Origin of the sequence: Nitratireductor mangrovi (genome assembly GCF_007922615.2) — a bacterium.
GTDB classification, from domain to species: domain Bacteria; phylum Pseudomonadota; class Alphaproteobacteria; order Rhizobiales; family Rhizobiaceae; genus Mangrovimarina; species Mangrovimarina mangrovi.
On the sequence record NZ_CP042301.2, the window covers coordinates 2,953,644 to 2,979,450 of the forward strand.

At 63.5% G+C, this 25,807-nt stretch carries 22 protein-coding genes and 1 tRNA gene; 13 read left to right on the forward strand and 10 right to left on the reverse strand.

Annotated elements, in window-relative coordinates; genetic code table 11:
- Positions 1 to 26: 26 nt before the first annotated feature.
- Positions 27 to 1,025, reverse strand: coding sequence for a KpsF/GutQ family sugar-phosphate isomerase (locus FQ775_RS14420; protein ID WP_146301410.1), 999 nt, complete (start codon positions 1,023 to 1,025; stop codon positions 27 to 29).
- Positions 1,026 to 1,174: 149 nt separating this feature from the next.
- On the opposite strand from FQ775_RS14420, the gene FQ775_RS14425 reads away from it, so the two are divergent.
- On the forward strand, positions 1,175 to 2,917 hold the full coding sequence (locus tag FQ775_RS14425) for an outer membrane beta-barrel protein (RefSeq protein ID WP_246730136.1): 1,743 nt from the start codon (positions 1,175 to 1,177) through the stop codon (positions 2,915 to 2,917).
- 15 nt (positions 2,918 to 2,932) lie between these two features.
- Here the strand turns inward: FQ775_RS14425 and galU are convergent, their stop codons facing one another.
- Positions 2,933 to 3,838: a UTP--glucose-1-phosphate uridylyltransferase GalU gene (gene galU / locus FQ775_RS14430; RefSeq protein WP_146301412.1), complete on the reverse strand. Its 906-nt coding sequence runs from the start codon at positions 3,836 to 3,838 to the stop codon at positions 2,933 to 2,935.
- A 235-nt stretch (positions 3,839 to 4,073) separates the two neighbouring features.
- Between galU and FQ775_RS14435 the strand changes: the two genes are divergently transcribed.
- Positions 4,074 to 5,243: a lytic murein transglycosylase gene (locus FQ775_RS14435; protein WP_432420070.1), complete on the forward strand. Its 1,170-nt coding sequence runs from the start codon at positions 4,074 to 4,076 to the stop codon at positions 5,241 to 5,243.
- A 14-nt stretch (positions 5,244 to 5,257) separates the two neighbouring features.
- Entirely contained in the window at positions 5,258 to 6,505 is a 1,248-nt protein-coding gene (locus FQ775_RS14440; RefSeq protein WP_246730137.1) for an SGNH/GDSL hydrolase family protein, read from the forward strand.
- 7 nt (positions 6,506 to 6,512) lie between these two features.
- Here the strand turns inward: FQ775_RS14440 and FQ775_RS14445 are convergent, their stop codons facing one another.
- Positions 6,513 to 7,967, reverse strand: coding sequence for a glutamate synthase subunit beta (locus FQ775_RS14445; protein ID WP_146301414.1), 1,455 nt, complete (start codon positions 7,965 to 7,967; stop codon positions 6,513 to 6,515).
- A gap of 67 nt (positions 7,968 to 8,034) precedes the next feature.
- Positions 8,035 to 12,762, reverse strand: a complete 4,728-nt coding sequence (gltB, locus tag FQ775_RS14450) for a glutamate synthase large subunit (protein ID WP_146301415.1) — start codon at positions 12,760 to 12,762, stop codon at positions 8,035 to 8,037.
- Positions 12,763 to 13,233: 471 nt separating this feature from the next.
- On the opposite strand from gltB, the gene FQ775_RS14455 reads away from it, so the two are divergent.
- The 5 genes from FQ775_RS14455 (at position 13,234) to FQ775_RS14475 (ending at position 17,126) form a co-directional block, all read left to right on the forward strand.
- Positions 13,234 to 14,283, forward strand: a complete 1,050-nt coding sequence (locus FQ775_RS14455; protein ID WP_146301416.1) for a threonine aldolase family protein — start codon at positions 13,234 to 13,236, stop codon at positions 14,281 to 14,283.
- A gap of 162 nt (positions 14,284 to 14,445) precedes the next feature.
- On the forward strand, positions 14,446 to 14,748 hold the full coding sequence (locus tag FQ775_RS14460) for a BufA1 family periplasmic bufferin-type metallophore (RefSeq protein WP_146301417.1): 303 nt from the start codon (positions 14,446 to 14,448) through the stop codon (positions 14,746 to 14,748).
- Positions 14,749 to 14,799: 51 nt separating this feature from the next.
- Positions 14,800 to 15,711: an MNIO family bufferin maturase gene (bufB, locus tag FQ775_RS14465; RefSeq protein WP_146301418.1), complete on the forward strand. Its 912-nt coding sequence runs from the start codon at positions 14,800 to 14,802 to the stop codon at positions 15,709 to 15,711.
- Complete coding sequence (locus FQ775_RS14470; RefSeq protein WP_146301419.1) at positions 15,695 to 16,495, forward strand: HvfC/BufC N-terminal domain-containing protein; 801 nt, start codon at positions 15,695 to 15,697, stop codon at positions 16,493 to 16,495. The genes bufB and FQ775_RS14470 overlap by 17 nt, the downstream gene beginning before the upstream one ends.
- 31 nt (positions 16,496 to 16,526) lie before the next feature.
- Positions 16,527 to 17,126, forward strand: a complete 600-nt coding sequence (locus tag FQ775_RS14475) for a DoxX family protein (protein ID WP_206064753.1) — start codon at positions 16,527 to 16,529, stop codon at positions 17,124 to 17,126.
- 70 nt (positions 17,127 to 17,196) lie between these two features.
- Here FQ775_RS14475 and FQ775_RS14480 read toward each other — a convergent pair whose 3' ends face one another.
- Positions 17,197 to 17,667, reverse strand: a complete 471-nt coding sequence (locus FQ775_RS14480) for an Hsp20 family protein (RefSeq protein ID WP_146301420.1) — start codon at positions 17,665 to 17,667, stop codon at positions 17,197 to 17,199.
- Positions 17,668 to 18,073: 406 nt separating this feature from the next.
- Between FQ775_RS14480 and FQ775_RS14485 the strand changes: the two genes are divergently transcribed.
- Positions 18,074 to 19,072 carry an alpha/beta fold hydrolase gene (locus FQ775_RS14485; RefSeq protein ID WP_146301421.1) on the forward strand — a complete coding sequence of 333 codons (999 nt, stop codon included), beginning with the start codon at positions 18,074 to 18,076 and terminating at the stop codon, positions 19,070 to 19,072.
- A 9-nt stretch (positions 19,073 to 19,081) separates the two neighbouring features.
- Here FQ775_RS14485 and hisN read toward each other — a convergent pair whose 3' ends face one another.
- Complete coding sequence (gene hisN, locus FQ775_RS14490; protein ID WP_146301422.1) at positions 19,082 to 19,852, reverse strand: histidinol-phosphatase; 771 nt, start codon at positions 19,850 to 19,852, stop codon at positions 19,082 to 19,084.
- Positions 19,853 to 20,093: 241 nt separating this feature from the next.
- Complete coding sequence (locus FQ775_RS14495) at positions 20,094 to 21,035, reverse strand: N-formylglutamate amidohydrolase (protein ID WP_432420024.1); 942 nt, start codon at positions 21,033 to 21,035, stop codon at positions 20,094 to 20,096.
- Between the two features lie 269 nt (positions 21,036 to 21,304).
- On the opposite strand from FQ775_RS14495, the gene cpdR reads away from it, so the two are divergent.
- The 4 genes from cpdR (at position 21,305) to FQ775_RS14515 (ending at position 22,954) form a co-directional block, all read left to right on the forward strand.
- Positions 21,305 to 21,667 carry a cell cycle two-component system response regulator CpdR gene (gene cpdR, locus FQ775_RS14500; RefSeq protein ID WP_146301424.1) on the forward strand — a complete coding sequence of 121 codons (363 nt, stop codon included), beginning with the start codon at positions 21,305 to 21,307 and terminating at the stop codon, positions 21,665 to 21,667.
- 81 nt (positions 21,668 to 21,748) lie between these two features.
- Positions 21,749 to 21,823: transfer RNA gene (locus tag FQ775_RS14505), tRNA-Val, on the forward strand.
- Between the two features lie 246 nt (positions 21,824 to 22,069).
- Entirely contained in the window at positions 22,070 to 22,477 is a 408-nt protein-coding gene (locus FQ775_RS14510; protein WP_146301425.1) for a helix-turn-helix transcriptional regulator, read from the forward strand.
- 162 nt (positions 22,478 to 22,639) lie between these two features.
- Positions 22,640 to 22,954 (forward strand): hypothetical protein, encoded by a 315-nt coding sequence (locus tag FQ775_RS14515; RefSeq protein WP_146301426.1) that lies wholly within the window; start codon positions 22,640 to 22,642, stop codon positions 22,952 to 22,954.
- 332 nt (positions 22,955 to 23,286) lie between these two features.
- Here FQ775_RS14515 and FQ775_RS14520 read toward each other — a convergent pair whose 3' ends face one another.
- The 3 genes from FQ775_RS14520 to FQ775_RS14530 all read right to left on the reverse strand — a co-directional run bounded on the left by FQ775_RS14520 (position 23,287) and on the right by FQ775_RS14530 (position 25,686).
- On the reverse strand, positions 23,287 to 23,760 hold the full coding sequence (locus FQ775_RS14520; RefSeq protein ID WP_146301427.1) for a DUF302 domain-containing protein: 474 nt from the start codon (positions 23,758 to 23,760) through the stop codon (positions 23,287 to 23,289).
- A gap of 136 nt (positions 23,761 to 23,896) precedes the next feature.
- Positions 23,897 to 25,099 carry an MFS transporter gene (locus FQ775_RS14525; protein WP_146301428.1) on the reverse strand — a complete coding sequence of 401 codons (1,203 nt, stop codon included), beginning with the start codon at positions 25,097 to 25,099 and terminating at the stop codon, positions 23,897 to 23,899.
- An 83-nt stretch (positions 25,100 to 25,182) separates the two neighbouring features.
- Positions 25,183 to 25,686, reverse strand: coding sequence for a cupin domain-containing protein (locus FQ775_RS14530; RefSeq protein WP_432420025.1), 504 nt, complete (start codon positions 25,684 to 25,686; stop codon positions 25,183 to 25,185).
- Positions 25,687 to 25,807 lie beyond the last annotated feature (121 nt).

Below are 25,807 nucleotides of genomic sequence, written 5' to 3' on the forward strand. Positions count from 1 at the left end.
CCACGCAGCTTTGGCCAAGCCCGCCGTCAAGCCGCGCCGATCCTGAGTAGATCGTGGAAATGCACGATCCCGACGGGGCGGCCATCATCCACGACAACCAGCGCGCTGATATGGTGGTCGTTTAGAACCGCCATCGCCGCGCCGGCCAGAGTACTGGGTCCGACGGTCTTGGGCTGGCGCGTCATCAGATCCTCGACCGCAAGCTCGCCGAGATTGCGGTCGAGACTGCGGGCGAGGTCGCCGTCGGTGAAGATGCCGACCAGCGCGCCCGCATCGTCGACGACACAGACGCATCCGAAACGCTTTTCGGCCAGTTTCATCACCGCCTCCGGCATCCGCGTGCCGAGCCTGACCAGCGGCATCTCGTCGCCGCGATGCATGATTTCGCGGATCTGGGTCAGGTTGGCGCCAAGCCGCCCGCCCGGGTGGAACGTCCGGAAATGATCGGGGGTAAAGCCGCGCGCCTCGAGCAGTGCCACGGCCAGCGCATCACCGATCGCCAGTTGCAGCAAGGTCGACGTCGTGGGAGCCAGGCCATGAGGACATGCCTCCGTGGCCTTGGGCAGGCACAGCAGGATGTCGGCCTCGCGCGCGAGTGCGGAACCCTCGCCCGAGGTGATCGCGATCAGCGGGATCGAGAAGCGCTGCGTATAGTCGACGATGCCCTTGAGTTCGGTACTTTCGCCCGACCACGACATGGCGATCACCGCGTCCTGCGACGTGATCATGCCCAGATCGCCATGATTGGCCTCGGCCGGGTGGACGAAATGCGCTGGCGTCCCGGTCGACGAGAGCGTGGCAGCGATCTTGGAGCCGATATGGCCGCTCTTGCCGACGCCGGTAACGATGACCCGACCCTTGATGTCGGAAAGCAGCACCACCGCTTCGGCGAAAGGCCCCGAGAGGCCATTGTCGAGCGCGGCCGCAAGGGCTGCCATGCCGGCTTGTTCGGTCGAGATCGTTCGCAGCGCCGATTCGATCGCCGCCTGGCGGTCGGTTGGCGTCGTTTTCGCGTTGCCGTGCATGGCGAACCGTCTACCCCTTTCAACCATCCCTGTCCAACGCAATCGCCCATGGCGCGGCCACCCATAACCAACCGTTAACCATCGCAATTTACGGTCCGGTAAAGTTTCGGGACAGCTTCAGCCGGATAATGTCGAGGACGCCGAAGACCATGCGGGAAAAGAGCGGCGTCCTGCGCGCCGACGGTTCCGCACGCGTGATCGCCATGGCACTCGTCTTCGCCGTGTCCGCTGGGCTTGCTACCGCCCAGGAAATCGAACTTCGCGGCAACGTGTCGGAGGACGAGATCACCGCCACGCTCCTTTCCCGCGACGGTGTGCGGCCCGGCCAGGAAGCGGAGGTTAGGCAGGACGTCGCCCCGGAGCCCTATATTCCGGTTAGCGAAGGCGCACTCCCGGAAACCGAAAGCGGCACCGATCCTGCCCGCGCGGGCGCAGCCGAGGACGACCCCGCCCCGGCGGACGACCCGTTCGCCAGCGATGGGCTCTTTACGCGTTCCGAGCCTGCGGGACGGGTAAGTGTGCGCGAACGACGTCGACAGCCCGAAAACGAACCCCGCCGCGCGAGTTCACGTACCGGTGGCGAGCTTGATGGCGCCACCGAGCCGGAGGGCGAAGCAGAAGATGAAGACGTGGTGGAGGCAACCGCCTCCGTACGCCAGCCGACCATCGACAGCCTCGACGAAGAGGCCAATAGCGGGGTCGAGGCCGAGAATCCGCGGACGGACGCAATCGAAGGCCGCGATTTCGAGTTGGAGGAAGAACCTTACGCGCCGCTCGGCCTTCGCCTGGGCACCTTCGATGTCAACGCCACGCTCGAACAGGGATTGCGCTGGACGACCAATGTCGATTCGAGCCCTACCGGCGAGGAAGCACTGCTTTCGGAAACCCAGCTGAGGCTTCAAGGCTCCTCGGACTGGTCGCGGCACGCGGCGCGGTTCAGCGCCTACGGTACATTCCTGAAGTCCGTCTCTGGCGCCGACTATGAAGACCCGGAGGGCGGGTTCGACGCCGCGCTCGATTTTGATCTTGGCGGCGGTTATTCGGCCAGTGCCGGCCTGAACTATTCCCTGCGGCCGGAATCGGCCTCTTCACCCGTCATCATCGTCGGTACTGCATCGCAACCGCTGCGCCATATCGTCGGTGGCAATCTGGGCTTCGCCAAGAATGTCGGCAAGCTGCGGCTTGCAGCGACAGGAACGGTCGAACGTGAGATCTTTTCCGACGCGGAGCTGTCGGGCGGAGGGACGCTATCGCAGGAAGAGCGCAACTCGACGCTGGCTACCATTGCCCTTCGCACCGGCTATGAGGTTTCGCCGGCGCTCATTCCGTTCGCGGAGGTCGAACTCGGCCGCCGCTTTTACGATCTCGAACTCGACAGCAGTGGCTACGCGCGTTCGGCCGACCGGCTGGCCCTGCGCGGCGGCGTCGCCTTCGATTTCGGCGAAAAGCTCACCGGCGAGATTTCGGCCGGCTGGCTCCGCGAGACATTCGACGACACTCGCCTCGAAGCCGTTTCCGGTCCGAGCGTCGCCGCCGAGCTCTCCTGGTCTCCGGAGCGGGGAACCGTAGTCACCCTGACCGGCTCGACCCTGGTGGAAGGCACGACGACGGCGGGCGAAAGCGGCTCCGTCCTCTATTCGGGACTGCTCGGGCTCTCGCGTGAGGTGCGCGCCAACGTCCTTCTCGAAGCATCGCTCGGCGCTGACTATCGCGACTATGTCGGCTCGGCCGACAACGAAACGACGCTGCGCGCCCAGGCCGGTGCCACATGGTGGCTCAATCGCCACGTCGGCATCACCGGGAACGTACGTCACGAAACCTTCGAAAGTACCCTGCCCGACCGCGACTGGCAGGCGACAAGCGTTTTCCTGGGGCTGAGGTTGCAGCGCTAGCCGGACCCGCCACCCTCATCGCGCGACGGCCCGGCGCTCCACCGGTTTGATCTCTTCCATGAACTGGGCCACCACCTCCGACATCGCGGCGTTCAAATCGGGGCGCCACAGCGCGAAGGCGATGTTCGCGGCAACGAACCCCTCCGGCGAACCGCAATCGAAGGTCCGGCCGGTGTAGTGGTAGCCGTAGAACGGCTGCGCTTTCTGCAGCTTGACCATCGCGTCGGTCAGCTGGATCTCGTTGCCCGCACCACGCTCCTGGGCGGCAAGGATATCGAAGATGTCCGGCTGTAGGATATAGCGCCCATTGAGATAGAAGTTGGAAGGCGCGGTCCCCTGCGGCGGCTTCTCGACCATCTCGGTGACCTCGAAGCCGGTGCCCGTGTCAGCGCCCTTGCCGACAATGCCGTATTTGTGCGCGTCCTTGGGGTCGCATTCCTGGACTGCGATGACGTTGTTGCCGGTCGTCTCGTAGAGCTCGATCATGCTGGCCATGCAACCCCTCTCGGATTGCATGATCATGTCCGGCAGAAGCAGCGCGAACGGTTCATTGCCGACAATGTCGCGAGCGCACCAGACCGCGTGGCCGAGACCGAGCGGCACCTGCTGACGGGTAAAGCTTGTCTGGCCGGGCTCCGGCTGCATGCGCTTCAGCCGCTCGAGCTGCGCGTCGCGCCCGCGCTGGGCGAGCGTATCATAAAGTTCCACCTGGACATCGAAATGGTCCTCAATGACGGCCTTGTTGCGGCCGGTCACGAAGATCAGATGTTCGATGCCGGCTTCACGCGCCTCGTCGACGACATACTGGATCACCGGCTTGTCGACGACCGTCAGCATCTCCTTGGGAATGGCCTTCGTGGCTGGCAGGAAACGTGTTCCGAGACCTGCTACAGGGAAAACCGCCTTGCGAACCTTCTTCATAGATCAGACCGTCTGGGTTGTTGGGTAGGACATCTTCGTGCCGGAATTGGCGAAATACTGTACACGCGAACCTATCGGCAATGCCGGGCGGGGTCGGCAACATCCGTGTCTTGCCAAGCCAGATTATGGTAAACCTTCTGCTAACCGCAACCCGCCACACTCCGTCCGTCCAACCACCACGGATGACATGATGAAAGCCAGCACGACGACCGTCCGAAACGCCACGCTTGCAGCCATGGCTGCGCTTGCCGCCAGTTTCCTCTCTATGCCCGCGCTGGCCGATGCCGGTTTCCAGCGCTGGGTTTCCGACTTTCGCAGCACCGCCAACCGCAGCGGCATCAACAACAACACCTTCAACCGCGCGTTCCAGGGCGTGACCGCACCAGACCCCGAGGTCCTGGAGAAGGCGCGCTACCAGCCGGAATTCACGGCCCCTGTCTGGGATTATTTCGACAATCGCGTGCACGAGGAGTCGATTGCGACGGGCCGCCAGATGGCACGGCAGTGGAAATCCTGGCTCGACCGCATCGAGCGTGCCTACGGTGTCGACCGCCATATCCTGCTCGCGATCTGGTCGATGGAATCGAACTATGGCGAAATTCTCAAGAACGACCGCGTCATGCGCAATGTCGTGCGCTCACTTTCGACCCTGGCTTATGCCGATCGGCGCCGGGCCAAATTCGCGCGCACACAACTCATCGCCGCGCTCAAGATATTGCAATCGGGCGACATCGACGTCCATCACCTGACCGGCTCCTGGGCCGGCGCCATGGGCCATACCCAGTTCATCCCGACTAGCTATCAGGCCTATGCCGTGGACGCCGACGGCAACGGCAAGCGCGACATCTGGAACTCGGTGCCCGACGCGCTCGCGACGGCTGCGAACCTGCTGAGAAAGAACGGCTGGCGCTCTGGCCATACCTGGGGCTACGAGGTCACACTCCCGCCCGGCAAGTTTCCTGGCGGCTCGCTGACGCTGGCCAAATGGCAGTCTCTCGGCCTGCGTCGTACCAATGGCAAACCGTTTCCGCGCCTAAACGAGAAAGCCGAACTCAAGGTGCCCGACGGCCGGGAAGGCCCGGCGTTCCTGATGACGCGCAACTTCTTTGTCCTGAAGCGCTACAACAACGCCGACAAATACGCCCTCGCCGTCGGCTTGCTGGCCGATCATATCGCGGGCTATGGCGGACTTGAGCGCGACTGGAACAGGCCGTTCACGAAGTTGAGTTTCGCCGAAAAGCAGGAACTTCAGGAAAGGCTGCGCACATTCGGTTATTACGACGGGCCGATCGACGGCAAGATCGGCTCCGGCTCGCGCGCAGCGATCGAAGCCTACCAGAAGCGTGTCGGCATGACGCCGGATGGCCATCCGAGCAAGGAAGTGCTGAGCCGGATGCGGCGCTGACAACGGAGCTGGACTTGACAGCCATCAATACGTCTCGACGCCCGCGCCGGGGATTGCTGCGCTTTGCCGTCATCGCGTTCTCCGCGATGGTGATGGTCTTCGTTGGCGTGGCCGACGATGCCAGGGCACAGGATCGGCCTCGATCGCTGTTCGAGTTCCTTTTCCGCGGTGGCCGCGAAAGCGCCCGCCAGCCTGAGCGGCGCGTTCCAGAGGTGAAAAAGCGCACAACGACACGCCGTGCCACCCCGCGCAGCAGTACGGCGCTGCGTTCCGCTCCCGTCGAACCGGCGCCCGCCGCCGTCGAAAAGGCCGAGACGGCGCGCGTTGTCCTCGTCGTTGGCGACTTCATCGCGGGCGGGTTGGCGGAAGGATTGGAAACTGTCTACGCGGAGAACCCGTCCGTGCGCATCGTCGAGCGGTCCAACGGCTCATCCGGCTTTGTGCGCGACGACTTTTACGACTGGCCGGCGTCCATCGGTTCGATCCTCGAAGAGGAAGCACCGGCAGTCGCCGTCGTGCTGATCGGGTCCAATGACCGTCAGCCGATGGTCGTCGAGGGCAAACGCGAAAGCGTGCGTTCTGAGAAGTGGAACGAGGAATACGCAACGCGCATCGAAGCGTTCATCAAGGAATTTGCCGACCGGCGGATACCGGTGGTCTGGCTTGGCCTGCCGGCTTTCCGCTTCTCCAGCATGTCGTCTGACATGCTGGCCTTCAACGACATTCAGCGGAATGCGGTCGAGGCGGTCGGCGGAACCTTCGTGGATATCTGGGATGGCTTTGTCGACGAAAACGGCGCCTTTGCCGCGTCTGGGCCCGACATCAACGGCCAGCCGGTACGTCTGCGCGCCAGCGACGGCATCAACTTCACGAAGGCGGGCCGACGCAAGATCGCGTTTTATGCCGAAAAGCCGCTTGCCCGCATTCTCGGCGACGGCCAACCCATCGTCCTGCCCGATCTGATCATTCCGGAACTGATCGGGCCACCGACCGCCGGCCAGCCGGCGATCGACCGCACGCCGCCCATATCGCTGTCCGACCCGGCTCTTGACGGCAGCGAGGAACTGCTCGGCTTCGGGTTCGAACCGCGGGACGATGACGCGCAAACACTTTCCGAAAAGCTCGCCATAGATGGCATCGCGCCGCCGGCGGCGCCTGGCAGGGCCGACGACTTCGGCATCTACACTCGACCGGTCGCGGCGCCGACGAAGATCGAGCCGGCGCCAGCCTCCGGCGAACGCACCTCCGGAATATCGGAGTAGCGCGGCCTCACCGCGGCAGGAGGGTCGATCCCATCAAGTACTCGTCGATGGCCCGCGCCGCCTGTCGCCCCTCGCGGATCGCCCACACCACCAGCGACTGGCCGCGTCGGACATCGCCCGCGGCATAGAGTCGGTCGATACTGGTCCGGTAGTCGCGGTCGTTGGCGGCCACGTTGCGCGAACGCCGCTGGTCGACCTTTACGTCCAGCTTGCCGGCGAGTTCTTCCGCGACACCGGTCTCCATCACGCCAGCAAAACCGATCGCGATGAAGGCAAGGTCGGCCCGGATAACAAACTCGGTTCCCGCGACCGGCTTGCGGGCCTCGTCGACGGCGGCGCATTTGACGCCCGTCAGCACACCATCCTCGCCGATGAATTCCAGCGTCGCCACCTGGAACTCACGGTCCGCGCCTTCGGCCTGGCTGGAAGAGGTGCGCATCTTGGTTGCCCAATAGGGCCATACCGCGAGCTTGTCCTCTTTCTCCGGCGGCTGCGGACGGATGTCGAGCTGGGTGACGCGTACTGCACCCTGCCGGAACGCAGTGCCAATGCAGTCCGATGCGGTATCACCGCCACCAACAACGACGACATGCTTGCCGCCCGCCAGGATCGGGTCCGAAGGCCACGCCGAAGATTGGATATCCTCACCCGCCACGCGGCGGTTCTGCTGCACGAGATAAGGCATCGCGTCATGCACGCCGGCCAGATCAGCACCCGGAATTCCGGCCGGCCTTGGGGTCTCCGACCCGCCGCAATAAAGCACCGCGTCATATTCGGCGAGCAGTTCTTCGACCTTCTTGTCGACGCCGACATTCACATCGCAGAAGAAGGTGACGCCTTCGCCTTCCATCTGCGTAACGCGACGGTCGATATGGTGCTTCTCGATCTTGAAGTCGGGAATGCCGTAGCGCATCAGCCCGCCCGGCCGACTCTCCCGCTCATAGACATGGACGTCATGGCCCGCCCGCCCCAGCTGCTGCGCGGCCGCCATGCCGGCCGGCCCCGAACCGATGATCGCGACCTTCTTGTCCGTCTTGTGCTCCGGCGGATAGGGCCGCACATAGCCGGTCTCCCAGGCCTTGTCGGCGATCGCCTGTTCCACGGTCTTGATCGCGACCGGAATGTCCTCGAGGTTCAGCGTGCAGGCTTCCTCGCACGGCGCCGGGCAGATGCGGCCCGTCCATTCCGGGAAGTTGTTGGTGGAATGCAAGTTGCGGATCGCGGTGTCCCAGTCGCCATTGTAGACGAGGTCGTTCCAGTCCGGAATCTGGTTGTGCACCGGGCACCCCGTTGGCCCGTGACAATACGGGATGCCGCAGTCCATACAGCGGGCGGCCTGTTTCTCGACCTCCTTGTCCGACATCGGCAGGGTGAACTCCCTGAAGTGCCGGATACGATCGGAGGCCGGCTGGTACTTGTGCACCTGCCGGTCGATCTCGAGAAAACCTGTTACCTTGCCCATTCGTCTATCTCCAAGGCACCGCGGCGCAGGGCTTGCGCCCGCGCCGGCATGGTGTCCGTATTTCCTGTTACTCCGCGGCCATTCCCATCCGCATGCGCTCCATCTCGATGAGCGCGCGGCGGTACTCGACCGGCATCACCTTGCGGAATTTCGGCCGGTAGTCGGCCCAATTGTCGAGGATATCCTTGGCTCGCGTCGAACCCGTATAATGCATGTGGTTCGAGATCAGTTGCACCAGTCGTTCCTCGTCGTGGCGGGTCATGTCGCCGGAGACGTCGACGCGGCCCTTGTGGGCAAGGTCACCGCCATGGTGATGCAGCTTTTCGAGCATGTCGTCCTCCTCCGGAACAGGCTCGAGTTCCACCATGGCCATGTTGCAGCGCTCGGCGAAATCTCCGGCCTCGTCGAGCACATAGGCGACGCCGCCCGACATGCCGGCCGCGAAATTGCGCCCGGTGCCGCCAATGACCACCACGACACCGCCGGTCATGTATTCACAGCCATGGTCGCCAACGCCTTCGACGACGGCGACCGCGCCCGAATTGCGCACCGCGAAGCGCTCGCCGGCCACACCACGGAAATAGCACTCCCCCTCGACCGCGCCGTAAAGCACGGTGTTGCCGACGATGATCGATTCCTCCGGCACGATCCTCGTGTTCTCAGGCGGCCTGATGACGATGCGACCGCCCGACAGCCCCTTGCCAACGTAGTCGTTGCCATCGCCGATCAGCTCGAAGGAGACGCCGCGCGCCAGGAATGCGCCGAAGGACTGGCCCGCCGTACCGGTCAGCCGTACCGAGATGGTGTCTTCCTTCAGCCCCTTGTGGCGATAGCGCTTGGCCACCTCGCCTGAAAGCATCGCTCCCGTCGAGCGGTCGGTATTGCGGATCGGCACCTCGATCTTCACCGGCTCCTTTCGCTCCAGCGCCGGCCCCGCCTGCTCGATCAGCTTGCGGTCCAGAACATCATCGATCGGATGGTTCTGGCGCTCGGTCCAGTAGGTCGCCTCCTTGGGCGCGCTCGGCTTTTCGAACATTCGGCTGAAATCGAGGCCACGCGCCTTCCAGTGGTCGATCAGCGGCCGCTTTTCGAGCAGGTCGGTATCGCCGATGATCTCATTCAGTTTGCGGAAGCCCATGCGGGCGAGCAGCGCGCGGACCTCCTCCGCCACGTAGAAGAAATAGTTGATGACGTGCTCGGGCGTACCCTTGAAGCGCTTCCTCAACACCGGATCCTGCGTCGCGACGCCAACGGGGCAGGTGTTCAGGTGGCACTTGCGCATCATGATGCAACCGGCCGCGATCAAAGGCGCGGTCGAGAAGCCGTACTCGTCAGCGCCAAGCAGCGCGCCAATGATCACGTCACGCCCGGTCCTGAGGCCCCCGTCGACCTGCAGGGCGACGCGTGAACGCAGCCCGTTGAGCACCAGCGTTTGGTGGGTTTCGGCGAGCCCCATCTCCCACGGGCTGCCGGCATGCTTGAGCGAGGTCAGAGGCGAAGCGCCGGTTCCGCCGTCATAGCCGGCAATGGTGATGTGGTCGGCGCGGGCCTTGGCCACGCCCGCTGCGACTGTGCCGACGCCGACCTCGGAAACAAGCTTCACCGACACGTCGCCCGCCGGATTGACGTTTTTCAGATCGTAGATCAGCTGCGCTAGGTCTTCGATCGAATAGATGTCGTGATGCGGGGGCGGCGAGATCAGTCCCACCCCGGGCGTGGAATGCCTGACCTTGGCGATGGTCGCGTCGACCTTGTGGCCCGGCAATTGTCCGCCCTCGCCCGGCTTGGCGCCCTGCGCCACCTTGATCTGCATCATGTCGGAGTTGACGAGATACTCCGTCGTCACGCCGAAGCGACCCGAGGCGACCTGCTTGATCGCCGAACGTTCGGGGTTCACCGACCCGTCCGGCAGCGGCATGTAGCGGTCCGGCTCCTCGCCGCCCTCGCCGGTATTGGATTTGCCGCCGAGCGCATTCATCGCCCGCGCTAGCGTGGTGTGGGCCTCGCGGCTGATCGAACCGAACGACATCGCGCCGGTCGAGAAGCGCTTGACGATGTCGGCGGCCGGCTCGACGTCCTGCAGCGGTATCGGGTTGCGGCCGCTTTCCTTGGCTTCGCGAATCTTGAACAGGCCGCGGATCGTTTTTGCTCGCCCGGCCGCGGCATCCACTTCCTCGGAATAGTCCCGGTAGGTGTCCGGAGAGCCTTTGCGGACGGCATGCTGCAAATTGGCGACCGCGTCCGGTGTCCACACATGCTCCTCACCGCGAATGCGGTACATGTACTCCCCGCCGACATCGAGTGCATGGCGCAGCACCGGATCATTGCTGAACGCGCCATCGTGGCGGCTCGCGGTCTCGGCAGCGATTTCCTCCAGCCCGACACCTTCGATCGTCGTCGCCGTGCCGGTGAAATAGCGTTCGACGAATTCGCTGCGCAGGCCGACCGCGTCGAATATCTGCGCACCGCAATAGGACTGGTAGGTCGAGATGCCCATCTTGGACATCACTTTGAGGATGCCCTTGCCGATCGACTTGATGAAGCGGGTCACCACCTCCTGCGCGTCGACCTCCGGCGGAAACTCCTTGCTCCGGTGCATTTCGGTCAGCGTGTCGAAGGCGAGGTAGGGATTGATGGCCTCCGCCCCGTAACCGGCCAGGCAGCAGAAATGATGCACCTCGCGCGGCTCCCCGGATTCCACCACCAGGCCGACCGCGGTGCGCAATCCCTTGCGGATCAGGTGGTGATGCACGGCGGCCGTGGCCAGCAGCATCGGGATGGCTATGCGGTCGGGTCCGATCTGCCGGTCGGACAGGATGATGATGTTATAGCCGCCGGCGACCGCGGCCTCGGCGCGCTCGCACAGCCGGTCGAGCGCGCCCGCCATGCCGGCGGCGCCTTCGCCGAACGAATAGGTGACATCGAGCGTCTTGGTGTCGAACCGGTCCTCGGTATGGCCGATCGAGCGAATCTTCTCAAGATCGCCATTGGTCAGGATCGGCTGGCGCACTTCCAACCGCTTGCGGCGCGAATTGCCGACCAGGTCGAAGATGTTCGGCCGCGGCCCGATGAACGAGACCAGGCTCATCACCAGTTCTTCGCGGATCGGGTCGATCGGCGGGTTGGTGACCTGGGCGAAGTTCTGCTTGAAATAGGTGTAGAGCAGCTTCGACTTGTCGGACATCGCCGAGATCGGCGTGTCGGTGCCCATCGAGCCGACGGCTTCCTGGCCCGTAGTGGCCATTGGTGCCATCAGGATCTTGAGATCTTCCTGTGTGTAGCCGAAGGCCTGCTGGCGATCGAGAAGGCTGACGTCCTTCCGCAGCGCACGCGGTTCGACCGGCTTCAGGTCCTCCAGGATCAGCTGCGTGTTTTCCAGCCAATTGCGGAACGGATGCTTGCCGGAGATTTCGGACTTGATCTCCTCGTCCGAAACGATGCGCCCCTTTTCCAGGTCGATCATAAGCATGCGGCCCGGCTGCAGGCGCCACTTCCGGGTAATCTTCTCCTCCGGCACGGTCAGCACGCCGGCTTCCGAGGCCATGATCACCCGGTCGTCGTCGGTGACGACGTAGCGCGCCGGCCGCAAACCGTTGCGGTCGAGCGTCGCTCCGATCTGGCGACCGTCGGTAAAGGCGACGGCCGCCGGCCCGTCCCATGGCTCCATCAGCGCGGCGTGATACTCGTAGAACGCCTTGCGGTCCTCGCTCATCAGCTTGTTGCCGGCCCAGGCCTCCGGGATCAGCATCATCATGGCGTGTGCGAGCGAATAGCCGCCCTGCCACAGGAACTCGAGAGCATTGTCGAAGCAGGCCGTGTCCGACTGACCCTCATAAGAAATCGGCCACAGCTTGGAGATATCGTTGCCGAACAGTTCCGAATCGACCGAAGCTTGCCGGGCCGCCATCCAGTTCACATTGCCGCGCAGCGTATTGATCTCGCCATTGTGCGCGACCATGCGATAGGGGTGGGCAAGCTTCCACGACGGGAACGTGTTGGTCGAGAACCGCTGATGGACCAGGATCAGCGCTGATTCGAACCGCGGATCGACCAGATCCTTGTAATAGGCGCCCACCTGATAGGCGAGGAACATGCCCTTGTAGACGATGGTGCGCGACGACAGCGACACCGTGTAGGAACCGTTGTCGCGGCCGCCGGTCTCCTCGAAGATGCGCGCCGACACCACCTTGCGCAGGATATAGAGCCGGCGCTCATATTCGTCGTCGGACTCGATCGCCGGGTTGCGGCCGATAAAGACCTGCAGGTGCAATGGCTCGGACGCGGCGATATGCGGCGCCTTCGACAACGACGAATTGTCGACCGGCACGTCGCGGAACCCAATCAGCGGCTGGCCCTCGGCCTGCGCAACCTCGGCGAAAACCTGCTCGATATGATCGCGCAAATCGCGGTCCCGTGGCAGGAAGAGATGCCCGACCGCGTAGTGCCCCGGCGGCGGCAGCTCGATGCCCTGCTCGGCCATCTCCTCGCGGAAGAGCTTGTCGGGGATCTGCACCAGCACACCGGCACCGTCGCCCATCAGCGGATCGGCGCCGACAGCGCCGCGATGGGTGAGGTTTTCCAGCATTGCCAGACCGTCCCTTACGATCTGGTGCGACTTCTCGTTCTTCATGTGCGCGATGAAGCCGACGCCACAGGAGTCATGCTCCTTGCGGGGATCGTAGAGCCCCCGCGCGCCAGGCAGGCCCGACAGGGTTGCGGAGGCTGTTTTGACGGCGCGCGCGGTCCCGGCGGCAGGGCAAAGCTCCGTCGTCGTGGATGGCGTCTTATCCGTCATCGTCCTTCCTCCGTTCGTGCCCCCGCCGGGAGCGTCAGGGCGGCCGCACATGATATCAGCACCACCGCCTCATGCACATTGCTGCGATCCCGGAACGGATCGAAGCAATGTGACTTTCAGTATCCCCCGGCCTCGCTGTCGCCAGGGCGCACAAGTCGGGACCGGCGCTTGTCCGCCAGTCCCGGCTTGCGAATTCCGAAAATAAGACAGCACTGCTGTCCTATCGCCAAAATGACAGAAAGGCCGATAGCACACAAGACCGGATCGCGATATTTTTTTACCTGCAGCGCAACAAAATGCCCGAAAGACGCCCGTCAGCGAAAGTTTGTTCCGAGCCGTGTCGACTACGGCCTTTACGGCCCGATGAAAAAATCTTCACCCGTTCCAACACACTTGGCAGAACGGCCTTGCCGCGGAGGACCGCTTGCAGGCACAGTCCGGCCGCATCCCTAACCGTTCCCGGAATCGCCCATGACCTTTGCCTCAGACAATTGGGCCGGCGCCCATCCAGCGATTGCCGACGCCCTTGCCGAACACGCCGCCGGTCACGCCGCCGCCTACGGAAAAAGCGACCTCGACCAACAGGTCGTTCGCCGGTTCTGCGACATCTTCGAGAGAGACGTCGCGGTGTTCTTTGTCGCGACCGGAACTGCCGCCAACGCGCTCTCGCTCGCAAGCGCCAGCCGCCCGGGCGGCGTCGCCTTTTGTCACGCAGAGGCCCATCTGGTAGAGGACGAATGCGGCGCGGCGGAGTACCTGACCGGCGGCACGCGGCTTGCCAAGGTTCATGGCCCGCTCGGGCGCATGGACCCGCAATTGCTGGAGCGCGCAGTCGGCCACTATCCGCCCGAATTCCTGCATGCCGGCCGGCCGGTCGCGGTCTCCCTTACTCAGGCGACCGAGATCGGCACAATCTACAGCCTCGCCCAGGTCGACGCCATGGCCGAGGTCGCTCGCCGGCATCAGCTTGTGCTGCACATGGACGGCGCCCGCTTTGCCAACGCGCTCGTCGCCCTCGACGTCTCGCCGGCCGAGATGACGTGGAAGCGCGGTGTCGACATTCTCTCGTTTGGCGGCACCAAGAACGGCTGCTGGTGCGCGGAGGCCGTCGTGCTGTTCGACCCGGACAAGGCGGCGGAGTTTGCCTTCCTGCACAAGCGCGCCGCGCAGCTCTTTTCCAAGTCGCGTTTTGTAGCCGCCCAATTCGATGCCTATCTCCGCGATGACCTTTGGCTCGATAACGCCCGCCACGCCAACGCGATGGCCGGTTTGCTCGCCGAGCGCATCCGGGCCAGTGCGAGTGCCCGGCTGGCCTGGGAGCCGGAGGCGAACGAACTGTTCGCGATCCTGCATAATTCTGACGTCGATAGGCTGAAGAACGCGGGCGTGATGTTCTACGACTGGAATGCGCCGGAGGGTTTCGACGGTTCGATGGCGCCAGACGAGGGCATCTGCCGCTTCGTCACCAGTTTCGCCACCACCGAGGCGGAGATTGACCGTTTCGCCGCAACCATCACGTAACTGACGAACCGTGGCCGAACATTACAAATCGGTAACGTTCGCGTTAGCGCAACGTGTTTGTTGCTCGCGGCGGGTTTATTTCCATGTGAGCGACGCATTTGAAATGGTCTCCCTTGCCGGCAACCAGCCGGCCGGAATTCTCGAAACCGAGAGGAGAACATCATGTCGACCAAGACCGTGATCGGCGCAGCCTATCTCGCCAGCGTCGTGGCGGGCGCACTGACCGCCGGCGCCCTTGCCACTACTGGTGCCCAGGCGCAGGAAAAAGAAAAATGCTATGGTGTTGCCATGGCTGGCCAGAATGACTGCGCAGCCGGAGCGGGCACGACCTGCAAGGGTACCTCGACTGTCGACTATCAGGGCAATTCCTGGAAGCTGGTTGATGCCGGCACCTGCGAGTCGATGGAACTGCCCGGCGACCGCATGGGTTCGCTTGAGCCGCTTGAGCGCGACCTGCCGTCGTAAGCTCTGTTCGGACCGAGGGCTGGGGACACGTAGATCCGCGAGGGTATTGCCATGCTGCACGCCATGACCGGAACCACGCGTTTCCCGGCCTTCTCGATTCAGGGGCGCGCCGGCGCCAGCTTCAAGCATACGCACCTCGATACGATCCTTGCGGGCAGCGACGAGGTCGGCTTTTTCGAAGTTCACGCGGAAAACTATATGGGTGCCGGCGGCCCGCCACACGCCGCACTTGAGCGCATCCGCAGAGACTACCCCGTGCTATTGCATGGCGTCTGCATGTCGATCGGTGGGCCGCAGGCGCTCGACAAGCGTCACCTCGCCCGTTTCGCCGAATTGGTCCGGCGCTACGAGCCGGCGATCGTCTCCGAGCATCTCGCTTGGTCGACGCACGACGACGTCTTTTACAACGACCTCCTGCCGCTACCCTATACGAGCGCCACGCTGGCCGATGTCTGCGATCACATAGACGAGGTGCAGACCACCATCGGTTGCCGCCTGCTTCTGGAAAATCCCTCGACCTACGTCGTCTTCGAGGCCTCGGACTACTCGGAAACCGATTTCATCCGCGAAATCGCGCGGCGTACCGGCTGCGGGCTGCTCCTTGACGTCAACAACGTCTTCGTATCGGCCACCAATCACGGCTTTTCGGCGCTGGAGTACCTTTCCGATTTCCCCCTGGATAAGGTTGGCGAAGTCCACCTTGCCGGCCATCGCGAGCAATCGGACGACGAGGGCGAACCGCTCCTGATCGACAGCCACGACGGCCCGGTCTGTGATGCCGTCTGGAAGCTCTTTGACATGGTGATAGCTCGCGCCGGACCGATCCCGACGCTTGTGGAATGGGACGGCGACATCCCCGAATGGCCCGTGCTGAAGGCCGAGGCTGAGGCCGCGCAAGCGATCCTCGACTGCCACGTCCGGCTCGGCGTCGAAACGGAAATCCACCATGCAGCGGCTGAATAACGCATCTGCCGGCACCTTCGCCGGCCGCTTCTCGCTGCCCTTGCTTGATCCGGAGCGTTCCACCCCCGACGGCGTTTCCGGCCCGCGCGCCAAGGCGGGTTACACCAAGGCCGGGCACAAGCGCTACAATGTCTACCGCAACAATGTCACCGTCAGCCTGATCGATGCTCTGGCCGACACCTTCCCGGCCGTGCAGCGCATCGTCGGGCGCGAGTTCTTCCGCGACATGGCGCGGCTCTACGTTCGCGCGGAGCCGCCTCGGTCGCCGCTCCTGTTCGAATACGGCCACGGCTTCGCCGACTTCATTGACGGGTTCGAACATACCGCCCCCATCCCATGGCTCGGCGACGTTGCGCGCATCGAGCGCGCCTGGCTCGATGCCTACCACGCTGCCGACCGCACGCCATTGGCCGCTGAAACGCTTCAGGGGATCGCACCTGAATCCCTTCCCGGAGCGGTCTTCACTCCCCACCCGGCCACGCGGATCGTTCGATCGGCCTATCCCGCCGTCGCCATCTTTGTCGCCAACCGCCGTGACGGCCCGGTCGGCCGCATCCACGAGCGTGACGGCGAGGACGCACTCGTCACCCGCCCGGCGCTCGATGTTCAGGTGCGCAAGCTGCCTCGGGGCGGTGCCCGTTTCCTTGCCGGCCTTTGTGCCGGCCAACCGCTTGGCGAAGCCGCGGCGGACACCACCGAGGCTGAACCCGGTTTCGACCTGGGTGCGAACATTGCGGGCATGCTTGACGCCGGCGTCTTTTGCGACGTTTCAACATCCGCCTAGCGGCGACTTTTATCCGTAGTGGGACACGACAATGACGAACGTCAGCCGAACGGGTCGAACCGGGCCAACCGGCCTCATCGGACGGCTTGTTCGGCTCCATGATGGGGTATTTTCCGGGCTGGAGCGGGCGCTTTCCGGCTGGTTCACCGGCTTTGCCGCCCGATTCGCCTTGGCAAGCGTCCTGCTGCTCTATTACCTCAATTCCGCATGGGGAAAGTTCGGCGAGGGCGTTTTCGGTTTTTTGAGCCCGTCATCCGGAGCCTATGTCTCCATCCTGCCCAAGGTCATGGAGGCCAATGGCTATGATGAGTCGGCGCTCGCCTGGTACTACGATGTCATCGTCTATCTGGGCACCTGGACCGAAATCGTGCTGCCTATTCTGATCGTTGTCGGGCTTTTCACCCGCCTCGCCGCGCTCGGCATGATCTTTTTTGTTATCGTACAAAGCTACGTCGACATCGCTGGCCACGGCATCGACGCCAGGTCGATCGGTTCGATGTTCGACCGCTTCCCCGACGCCGTGATCTGGGATCAGCGGCTGCTTTGGGTTTTCGTGCTGGTGGTGATCGTTGTCCAAGGCGCCGGCCGCCTGTCGCTCGATCATCTGCTCGCTCGCGCCCGGCAGCCCTGAATCCTCCTCGAGGATACGAAAAAAGCGGCGCCCGAAGGCGCCGCCTGACTGGAAATCGTGGATGGCCTGCTTACTTCGCGGCCTCGGCCTCGATCTGTTTGGCTTTGCCGCCGCTCGCGTTCGAAATCGCGATCTTGCGCGGCTTCATCTCCTCGGGGATGTTGCGCTTCAGATCGATATGCAGCAGCCCGTTCTTCAGCGCGGCGCCGGACACCTCGACATGGTCGGCAAGCTGGAAGCGGCGCTCGAAGGCACGCGATGCGATGCCGCGGTAAAGCAGTTCGGTACCGTCTTCGCTCTCGGTCTCGCTCTTCTCACCCTTGATCGTCAGCACGTTGCGATGGGCTTCGATCGAGATGTCGCCTTCTGCAAAGCCGGCAACCGCCATCGAGATGCGGTAAGCGTCCTCGCCCGTCCGCTCGATATTGTAGGGCGGGTAGGTCTGGCCGTTATCCGGCTGCGCAAGCGAATCGAGCATGGTGAAAAGGCGGTCGAAGCCGACGGTCGAACGGTAGAGCGGGGAGAAATCGACGTGACGCATGGTGTGTTCTCCTGTTGAGCAACAAGTTGTGCGTTGACGCGTCTTCGGAAATCCATCTGGCATCTCCGTCGCGCCAGCGGCCCCGGTTACCGGCGACCGCACAAACTATTTGGGAATTGTCCGTGCGCGGTTCAAGGTTCGCCGCTTTCCATCGTTCTCACGAGATGAATGCGCGATGAACCGCCGCTTCGGCTTCGGTTCATGCCCGCCCTGCTAGCTTTGATCCAACATCACGAACGGGGCAGACGAACGTCCCGCTACGGTTTGGTCCGGGTGTAACGTCCCTTCCTCCCGGATCGACAGAGGCCGGAGGTCGCCAGGCAGGCACCTCCGGCCTTGAACTTTGCGAGCCCTCCGAACGTTGATTTTCCTTTGCTTTTGGCGGTCCCACTTCTATCACTTGCCCATGAATGTCCGAGCAGATACGCCGAGCCGCAAGGAGAGCGCTGCGGCGATCCTCCATGCGACCGACGACAATCCGGTTCCGCCACGCGCCCGGCCGGGCTTCATGCGGTCGCCTGACGGCAAACGGCTCCGCTACGCGCTTTTCCCGGCGGCCGGACGCCCGCTGAAAGGCACCGTGATCATCCTGACCGGCCGCAACGAGTGCATCGAGAAATATTTCGAGACAATCGGTGACCTCTCGCGCCTTGGCCTGTGGTCGGCGGTGATGGACTGGCGCGGCCAGGGCGGGTCCGAACGCCTGTTGCGCGATCCGCAGCGCGGACACGTCGACAGCTTCGACGATTATGTCACCGACCTAGACGCTTTTTTTGGCGAGGTCGCCCTGCCGGACTGCCCCGGGCCGTTCTACATCCTCGCCCATTCCACCGGCGCGCTGATCGCGCTTCTGGCCGCCCCCGGGCTGGTCAACCGGGTTCGCCGCATGGTGCTTTCAGCACCGCTGCTGGCTTTCGCGGATCTGCCGTTTTCCATGGAGACGCTGCGCAAGCTCAGTTCGCTCGTCTATGGCCTTGGCTTCGGCACCATCTATTTGGGCGCTGGCCGCCGCCCCGCCGAGCCGGCGCCTTTTTCAGCCAACAAGCTGACCACGGACCTTGCGCGCTATGCACGCAACACCGCGCTCTACAGCCAATATCCCCAACTCGCGCTGGGCGGCCCGACCGCCGGATGGATTCGCGCCGCCTGCATCGCCGTCGAACGCGTGACCGACCCCGATTTCATGCGCCGGATTCAGGTTCCCTCGCTTCTGGTCGCCGCGGGAGCCGACAAGGTGGTCGCCACCGGCGCGATCGAAGCATACGCCACGCGCCTTCATTCGGCCTCGCTGCTCACCATCGACGGCGCGCGCCACGAACTGCTGCAGGAGGCGGACATCTACCGCGAGCAGTTCCTCGCGGCTTTTTCTGCGTTCGTCCCGGGAACTGACAGCGCACTCGGTTGAGACCGCGGCTCAGGAGCCGATGACCGCCAGCGCGGCCGCGTGAAGGTCAGAATTGGCTGCGGCGATCACGTCGCCGCCACCCTCGGCCCGGCCGCCGCTCCACGTCGTCACAACGCCGCCTGCCTTCTCGATCAAAGGTATGAGACCAGCGATATCGTAGGATTGCAGGCCTGCTTCGACAGCCAAATCGGCATGGCCCGCGGCCACCATCGCGAAGGCGTAGCAGTCGGTACCGTAGCGAGCGAGTCTCACGCTTGCCTCCAGCCGGTCGTAAAGATCGCGCGAAGCCCCCCTGAACAGGGCCGGCGTCGTCGTGAACAGGGTCGCATCCGCCAGCGATCGCGTGGGCCGCGTCGTTAGCGCACGCGGTCCGCCCGGCCCCTCGTAAAAAGCCCCATCCTCGGTTGCGAAGTAGAGTTCGCCGGTAAAGGGCTGCGACATCAAGCCGGCCACGGCCCGCCCCTTGTCCAGGAGCCCGACCAGGGTTCCCCAGACCGGCACGCCTGAAATGAAAGCCCGCGTCCCGTCGATCGGATCGATGACCCAGACGCGACTGGCATCAGCGTTCTCGACACCATGCTCCTCGCCGAGAATGCCGTCATCGGGAAACTCGGCCCGGATCACCGCTCGGATAGCGCGTTCGGCCTCCTTGTCCGCTTCGGTGACCGGATCGAACCCGCCCGCATCCTTGTTCGTGACCGCGCCCGCGCTGCGGAACCGAGGCAATGTTTCACCCGCGGCAGCGTCCGCGATTCGGCGCAGGAGTTCCGCACTTACCATTCCATCCTCATTCTTGTTGCAGATTTGTCACAGAGCCGCGCGCATTGGCCTGACCAGAATGTCGGATACCAGTTTTCCACATGGCGCGCTTGACATTTGTGCGATGCACAATACGTTCATATGTGAACGGTTCGTCCGTTCATGCCCTCCTTGGGCGTTTCCTCCCTAGACTTGGACCGCGTCGTCTCCGCGATGCGGTCTTTTTTTGTCCGAGTCCGGCGAGTGGCTGGGCGAACTGACCTTATTCGGCTGCCAGCGGCGGTGTCTCGACGCCGATCCCCGCAACCGCGATCAACCTCTCGATGAACCGCGCCAAATCGTCGGCAAGGGCCGCGAAGCCCCGCGATTTGCGATAGGTGCGCTCGTCCATGTAGAGGCCGCGATTGACCTCGATCTGGAGAGCATGCAGCCCGTGCGCCGGCCTGCCGTAATGCTCGGTGATGAAACCCCCGGCATAGGGTTTGTTGTGCGCTACCGTATATCCGAGTGAAATCAGGATGGCGATCGCCGCCTCGGTGAGCGCGCTTGAGGCCGACGTTCCGAACCGGTCACCGATGATGAAATCGGGACGCACGCCTGCGTCACCAACCCTGATGCTGGCCGGCATGGAGTGACAGTCAACCAGGATGCCGATGCCGAAACACGCATGGGTTTCGGTGACCAATTGCCTCAGGCACGCATGATACGGCATGTAGATGCCACTGACCCGATCGTTGGCCTCGGAAAACGACAGTTTGGCGCCGTAGATCTCCTGGCCCTCGCCCACGATCTTCGGCACCGTGCCGAGCCCTCCCGCCACTCGCGGCGACCTGACGTTGGCGAACGATGGCAGCGCATCGCCGAACATGCGCGGATCGAGCTCCCACGGCTCTCGGTTGACGTCGAGGTAGGCGCGCGGGAAGTGGGCTGCCAGCAACGGTGCGCCAAAGGTGACGGCGCTCGCGAAGAGCTCATCGACGAAGCAGTCCTCCGATCTGCGTATGGCGTCGCGATCGAGCCGCGACATGGCGATGAAGCGATCTGGATAGCGGCGTCCACTGTGGGGGGAGTTGAAAACGAAAGGAACCGTCTGTGCCCCGGGCCGCCGGACCTCAAACGGAGCGGCGCCGGCAAAATCGTCCTGCGCAGTCATCGGCAGCGTACCCGCCGCGGTTGGGAATGCTTCATCCGCCGAACGTGCCATCCGATCCCCCGCCTGTCCAGTTGGACAAATGACAAAACCGCGTCGAAATCAGGAATTTGCGTGCCGTTTACGGGAGGCACTGCGCTCGCATGAGGGCGCCGTCGTCGCCCCTTGGCGACACAGGATCGTCGTCGCGGCAGCGCGCCCCGGATTCCTCGCGTTGGCGTTCCGGCAATTCACTTGATGTTTACTTCGGGCGACGCATATAAGATTCTTGGTTAACGGCCGGTCGGGGCACCGGCCCGGTTCGGGAATGCGGACGGGAATCCATGACGAGAATCCTACTTGCCGAAGACGACAACGACATGCGCCGTTTTCTGGTCAAGGCGCTCGAGCGCGCCGGCTATGACGTCATCGACTTCGACAATGGCGCCAGCGCCTATGAGCGGCTTCGCGAGGAGCCGTTTTCCCTGCTCCTGACGGACATCGTCATGCCGGAGATGGACGGTATCGAACTGGCCCGCCGCGCCACCGAGATCGATCCGGACCTCAAGGTCATGTTCATCACCGGCTTCGCGGCCGTCGCCCTCAACCCGGATTCGAATGCTCCCAAGGACGCCAAGGTGCTGTCCAAACCCTTCCATCTGCGCGAACTCGTCACGGAGGTCGAGAAGATGCTGAAGGCCGCCTGACCGACATCCGCGCGAGGCATCCGCCCACGATTTTCGGCATTGACGCCGGACGGGAATGTGTGGTCTATGCGCGGCGCTGATGGGCGTGTAGCTCAGCGGGAGAGCACTACGTTGACATCGTAGGGGTCACAGGTTCAATCCCTGTCACGCCCACCATCAAAACCAAGCACTTAGCACGAGATTGCGTAGCGGCCGTCAGGTTCAACGAACCTGACGTGGTGGAGTTGGACCTGCTTCTCGCCTGCTGACCCGTTTCGGGCCGAACCCAGTTGCGGCCTATCGGAACATTGCCGACGATGACGACACATTGCACTTCGCCATGTCCCCCGCGCTCGCCCCAATAGCTGATCGCTATAGACGTTGATAGCGCAACGATGCGCGGTCAGGTGATAAGGTGAGTTCATGAAGAAGACGATCGGTAAGCCATTTGCCCATACCAGGCTTGTGAAGTTTCTCGACAAGCGCATTCTCGAGCTGCGTCCTCGCAAGACACAGCTCGAGATCGCCGCGGAAGCCGGCTTCAACGCGCTCAACACGCTGGCCATGATCAAAAGCGGGGCGACCAAGCTGCCGCTCGATCGGGTGCCGGCCATGGCCAAGGCGCTCGAATGCGATCCGACGCGTCTCTTCATGCTGGCCGTCGAGCAGCAAGACTCGGCGCTGGCCCGCTTGCACAAGGAAATCTTCGGCACGCCCGTCACGGCCAACGAGGTGGCTTGGCTAGAAGAGATCCGCTCGGCGTCAGATCACAGCGACCCGACGCTGACCACGAAAGCCCAGAAAGCGATCCGCGGCATCTTCGGCAAGTAAGCCAGCCGAGCAGGACGAGGACGCCGATCGGCGTTTCCCCGTGCCGACACCAGCGGGTCGTCCGACTCCCTCCATCTCGCAAAGCCGCAGAACGTGCGTAGTGCCACGCATCCTGAGTAGCAGGGCGCCTCGCTGCGTGCCGATCGTGAGACTGAACACATCATGCCCTACCAAACATCATTTGATTCCCGCTGGAATCGCGCTTTCATTCCGAAGCACCATTGGCACTTTCATCGGCGCCTCTATCAGCACTACGGACTCGTTCTTGGACCCGGTGATTTCTCGCGGATCCAGAAAGACATTCGATCCGGCCACGCACTCCTGGTAGAATCCAGGTCACCCAACCGCTTCGTCTCTGTCGCCAACGTGCGCAGCCTGCACGAACGCATCTACGCGCTGTCCGATGGCAAGCGTCTGATCACCGAACGGACTCCGGAAGCAAGGTTGGGCGAGATCAGGAGGCGGTTGTCGCCGTAGGCGCTCGGACGGGGGCGAAATCTACGATCAGCCGACATTGAACCCCGGGGGGCAAGGAGCCAAGCTCATCAGTGCCAGCGGGAGCCACCGATAGTGGAATTCTGACCCATCATCGAAGTCCTAGGAAAATCGCTCAGCAGCGGTCCGGATGCGTTCTGGCGCCCAGAGTAGGGCGCGCACCTATCCGCCCTTGTCATCCGCCTCCTTGGCCGGACGAGCGACGACATGACGGTCTTTGAAGCCGGAAAGCACCGAAGCGTGCAGTGCCCGTCACGTCGCGGGAATTCGCCCGCGGCCAGCAGCATGCTACCGCAGGCGCCACGTTCTGCCGCTCAGTCGCCAAGAACCGATGCCGTCACTGACTGGATGACGCTGGTGGCCATCGCGAACTCCGCGTCGCGGGTTGTGATGCCGTGACGATCCGCAATCCAGGCGAAATCTGTATAGGCAGCAAACACCTCCCCTTTGGCATTCTCGTAGACCAGAACCCGCACCGGCCAGTCGAGCCCGGCCGTCTGGCTGGCCGTCACGAAAGTCGTGCCCAGCGCGGGATTGCCGAACATCAGCAGTGTAGACGGCAGCACCTCGTTGCCGGCGGCATTGCCGAGTTTGGCCTGATCGACGATGCCGAACCAGGTGATCCCCTTGGAGATGACATCCTTCTGGATACGCTCGATGGTTTCGGCGACCGGATAAGCGCTCTTCACGGTGACGATACCGTCGCCGTCAAGTGAGCCGGCAAAAGTGGGGCCCGCGGCTGTCGCCAGCACAGCACAGGCGAGGTAGGTCCTGACTTTCCTGATCATGTTTGTCTCCTGATTGGACAGCCCGGCTTCGTCCCGGGCGATGCACCACCGTGACCGGTTCTCGTTCCCGGCGATAATGCCGTCGCGGACCCGATTCGATGCCTGGTGTTGATCGCAGTCACGGCGGTGAACGCGTTCAGGCATCGGGCGACGACAACCGGCGCGCGACAAACATGGCCACGAGGGTCGCGGCAGCAAGGACGGCGACGCACGCGTTCCAACCGAAGCCGTCATAGGTGATGCCAAGCACGAAGCCACCCGCCAGGCCACCCGCGTAATAGGATGCGAGGTAGATGCCGCTCGCCGCCGCGCGCTCGCTGCGTGCTGTGCGGCTGACATGGCCGGTTGCCATCGCCTGGGCGAGAAAGGTGCCGACTGCAACAAGCATGAGACCGGCAAGCACCGCGGGCAGACTCGGAGAGATGAGCATTGCAAGACCGGCCACGGCCAACGCGAGCGTCGCCAGAATGCCGTGGCGTGCGCCCAGCCGGGTTGTCAGGCGGCCGGCGAGCGGAGTCGTTACCATGGACGGCAAGAAGACGAAATACACCAACCCCAGCGCCATCGGCGACAGGCTCAAGGGCTGAGCCGTCAAATGGAAGTTCACATAGGTGAACGTTCCGATGAAGACGAAGAGGATGAGGAAGCCGATCGCGAATGACGCCCGCAGTTGGGCATCGGCAAGCGGCAACTTCCATGCGCCACCAGACACCGCCGCGCCGGACGACTCGGTCGTCAGCAGGTCCTCGTTTCGGCTCAGGGTCACCCAGACGACGATGGCTCCCGCAAGGTTAAGCCCAGCGAAGGTGAGGAAGTTCAGGGACAGGCCTAGCGTCTCTGCGACCGCCGCTGAAAGCAGACGCCCGAAGAAGTTGCTGGCGACGTTGCCGGTAACGTAGGCGGCGAGCACTCCGGTGGCCGCGCCCGCTTCGAAGTGCTCGGCAAGATAGGCCATAGTGAGCGTGAAGGCGGTCGCCATGCACACTCCTTGCGCCACGCGCAGCACGGCAAAGAGGGTCAGGTCGTGGGTGAAGGCAAGAAGGGTCGTCGGAAGGGCGAGGATGACCAGGCTGATCCAGATGCCGTTGCGGCGATCGAGATTGCGGCCGAAGAAGGCCACGGCGAGGCCGGCCGCCGCCATGCCGAAAGTGCTCGCGTTCACCGCAAAACCCATGGCTGCCGGGCTAACGTCGAATTCCTTGACCAGCGACGGGAGGATGGCCTGGGCGGCAAAGAGGTCAACCAGGGTAAGGAACGCGATCAGGGCTATGACACCATAGTGCCATGCATGCGCGGTCATGGCTGGATGCCGCCTTGCAGCGACCTTTTCGACTGTCATGGGACTGCTCCGGAGGTGAAAACGCAGCATCCCCGGAGAACCGGGGATGCGCGCAAGACGGTGGAAGGAAGAATGCGGGCGGACTACATGGTCCGGTCGTCATGCATCTCCGGCGGCAGGATGTCAGCAGAGTAGAGAACGGCAGCGACGGAGCCGTTGTTCTTCCACCAGTGCGCAAGGTCGCCGAACTCGACGGCAACCTCGCCGGCTACATGCTCGATCGGCACCTTGCACGAGCTGCGGTATTCGGTGATCGAACCTTCGGCGATCAGGATGTTGGCGGGACGCGCGGAATGCTCGTGCCACGGCACGACACCGCCGGGCTGCACGACCAGCTTGCGCATGCGGAACATGTGCCCTTCCCAGGCCTTGCCCTTCGGGCTGAGATCGATCACGGCGAGCACATCGTCGGTGACGCCCTCGGGTGCGGTGGCGCCAGGAGCGGTGGCGCCGGCGGCGATCTGGTCGGCCGGGCAATCACCGGCCGCCGCCGGAATTGCGTGCAGCGAGGCAACAGCGAGCAGCCCGAGGGCGGCCATCGCTGCAAGGGGCGAGCGGCGGGACATGGAAATGGTTAGTGTGTTCATTGGACGAAATCTCCGTTTGACGCACCCGGCGGACAGCCGGGGCATACGCAGGAGATTGCCGGGGGGCGCGCCCGAGCGGAAATGCCGCCTCCTTCTGGATTTGATAGCGCGCGCGTATCGA

Bases quoted from the DNA above. Each gene is read 5' to 3' on its own strand.
- FQ775_RS14420 (WP_146301410.1), bottom strand. From the start codon at position 1,025: ATGCACGGCAACGCGAAAACGACGCCAACCGACCGCCAGGCGGCGATC.
- FQ775_RS14425 (WP_246730136.1), top strand. From the start codon at position 1,175: ATGCGGGAAAAGAGCGGCGTCCTGCGCGCCGACGGTTCCGCACGCGTG.
- galU (WP_146301412.1), bottom strand. From the start codon at position 3,838: ATGAAGAAGGTTCGCAAGGCGGTTTTCCCTGTAGCAGGTCTCGGAACA.
- FQ775_RS14435 (WP_432420070.1), top strand. From the start codon at position 4,074: ATGGCTGCGCTTGCCGCCAGTTTCCTCTCTATGCCCGCGCTGGCCGAT.
- FQ775_RS14445 (WP_146301414.1), bottom strand. From the start codon at position 7,967: ATGGGCAAGGTAACAGGTTTTCTCGAGATCGACCGGCAGGTGCACAAG.
- gltB (WP_146301415.1), bottom strand. From the start codon at position 12,762: ATGACGGATAAGACGCCATCCACGACGACGGAGCTTTGCCCTGCCGCC.
- FQ775_RS14455 (WP_146301416.1), top strand. From the start codon at position 13,234: ATGACCTTTGCCTCAGACAATTGGGCCGGCGCCCATCCAGCGATTGCC.
- FQ775_RS14460 (WP_146301417.1), top strand. From the start codon at position 14,446: ATGTCGACCAAGACCGTGATCGGCGCAGCCTATCTCGCCAGCGTCGTG.
- bufB (WP_146301418.1), top strand. From the start codon at position 14,800: ATGCTGCACGCCATGACCGGAACCACGCGTTTCCCGGCCTTCTCGATT.
- FQ775_RS14470 (WP_146301419.1), top strand. From the start codon at position 15,695: ATGCAGCGGCTGAATAACGCATCTGCCGGCACCTTCGCCGGCCGCTTC.
- FQ775_RS14475 (WP_206064753.1), top strand. From the start codon at position 16,527: ATGACGAACGTCAGCCGAACGGGTCGAACCGGGCCAACCGGCCTCATC.
- FQ775_RS14480 (WP_146301420.1), bottom strand. From the start codon at position 17,667: ATGCGTCACGTCGATTTCTCCCCGCTCTACCGTTCGACCGTCGGCTTC.
- FQ775_RS14485 (WP_146301421.1), top strand. From the start codon at position 18,074: ATGAATGTCCGAGCAGATACGCCGAGCCGCAAGGAGAGCGCTGCGGCG.
- hisN (WP_146301422.1), bottom strand. From the start codon at position 19,852: ATGGTAAGTGCGGAACTCCTGCGCCGAATCGCGGACGCTGCCGCGGGT.
- FQ775_RS14495 (WP_432420024.1), bottom strand. From the start codon at position 21,035: ATGGCACGTTCGGCGGATGAAGCATTCCCAACCGCGGCGGGTACGCTG.
- cpdR (WP_146301424.1), top strand. From the start codon at position 21,305: ATGACGAGAATCCTACTTGCCGAAGACGACAACGACATGCGCCGTTTT.
- FQ775_RS14510 (WP_146301425.1), top strand. From the start codon at position 22,070: ATGAAGAAGACGATCGGTAAGCCATTTGCCCATACCAGGCTTGTGAAG.
- FQ775_RS14515 (WP_146301426.1), top strand. From the start codon at position 22,640: ATGCCCTACCAAACATCATTTGATTCCCGCTGGAATCGCGCTTTCATT.
- FQ775_RS14520 (WP_146301427.1), bottom strand. From the start codon at position 23,760: ATGATCAGGAAAGTCAGGACCTACCTCGCCTGTGCTGTGCTGGCGACA.
- FQ775_RS14525 (WP_146301428.1), bottom strand. From the start codon at position 25,099: ATGACAGTCGAAAAGGTCGCTGCAAGGCGGCATCCAGCCATGACCGCG.
- FQ775_RS14530 (WP_432420025.1), bottom strand. From the start codon at position 25,686: ATGAACACACTAACCATTTCCATGTCCCGCCGCTCGCCCCTTGCAGCG.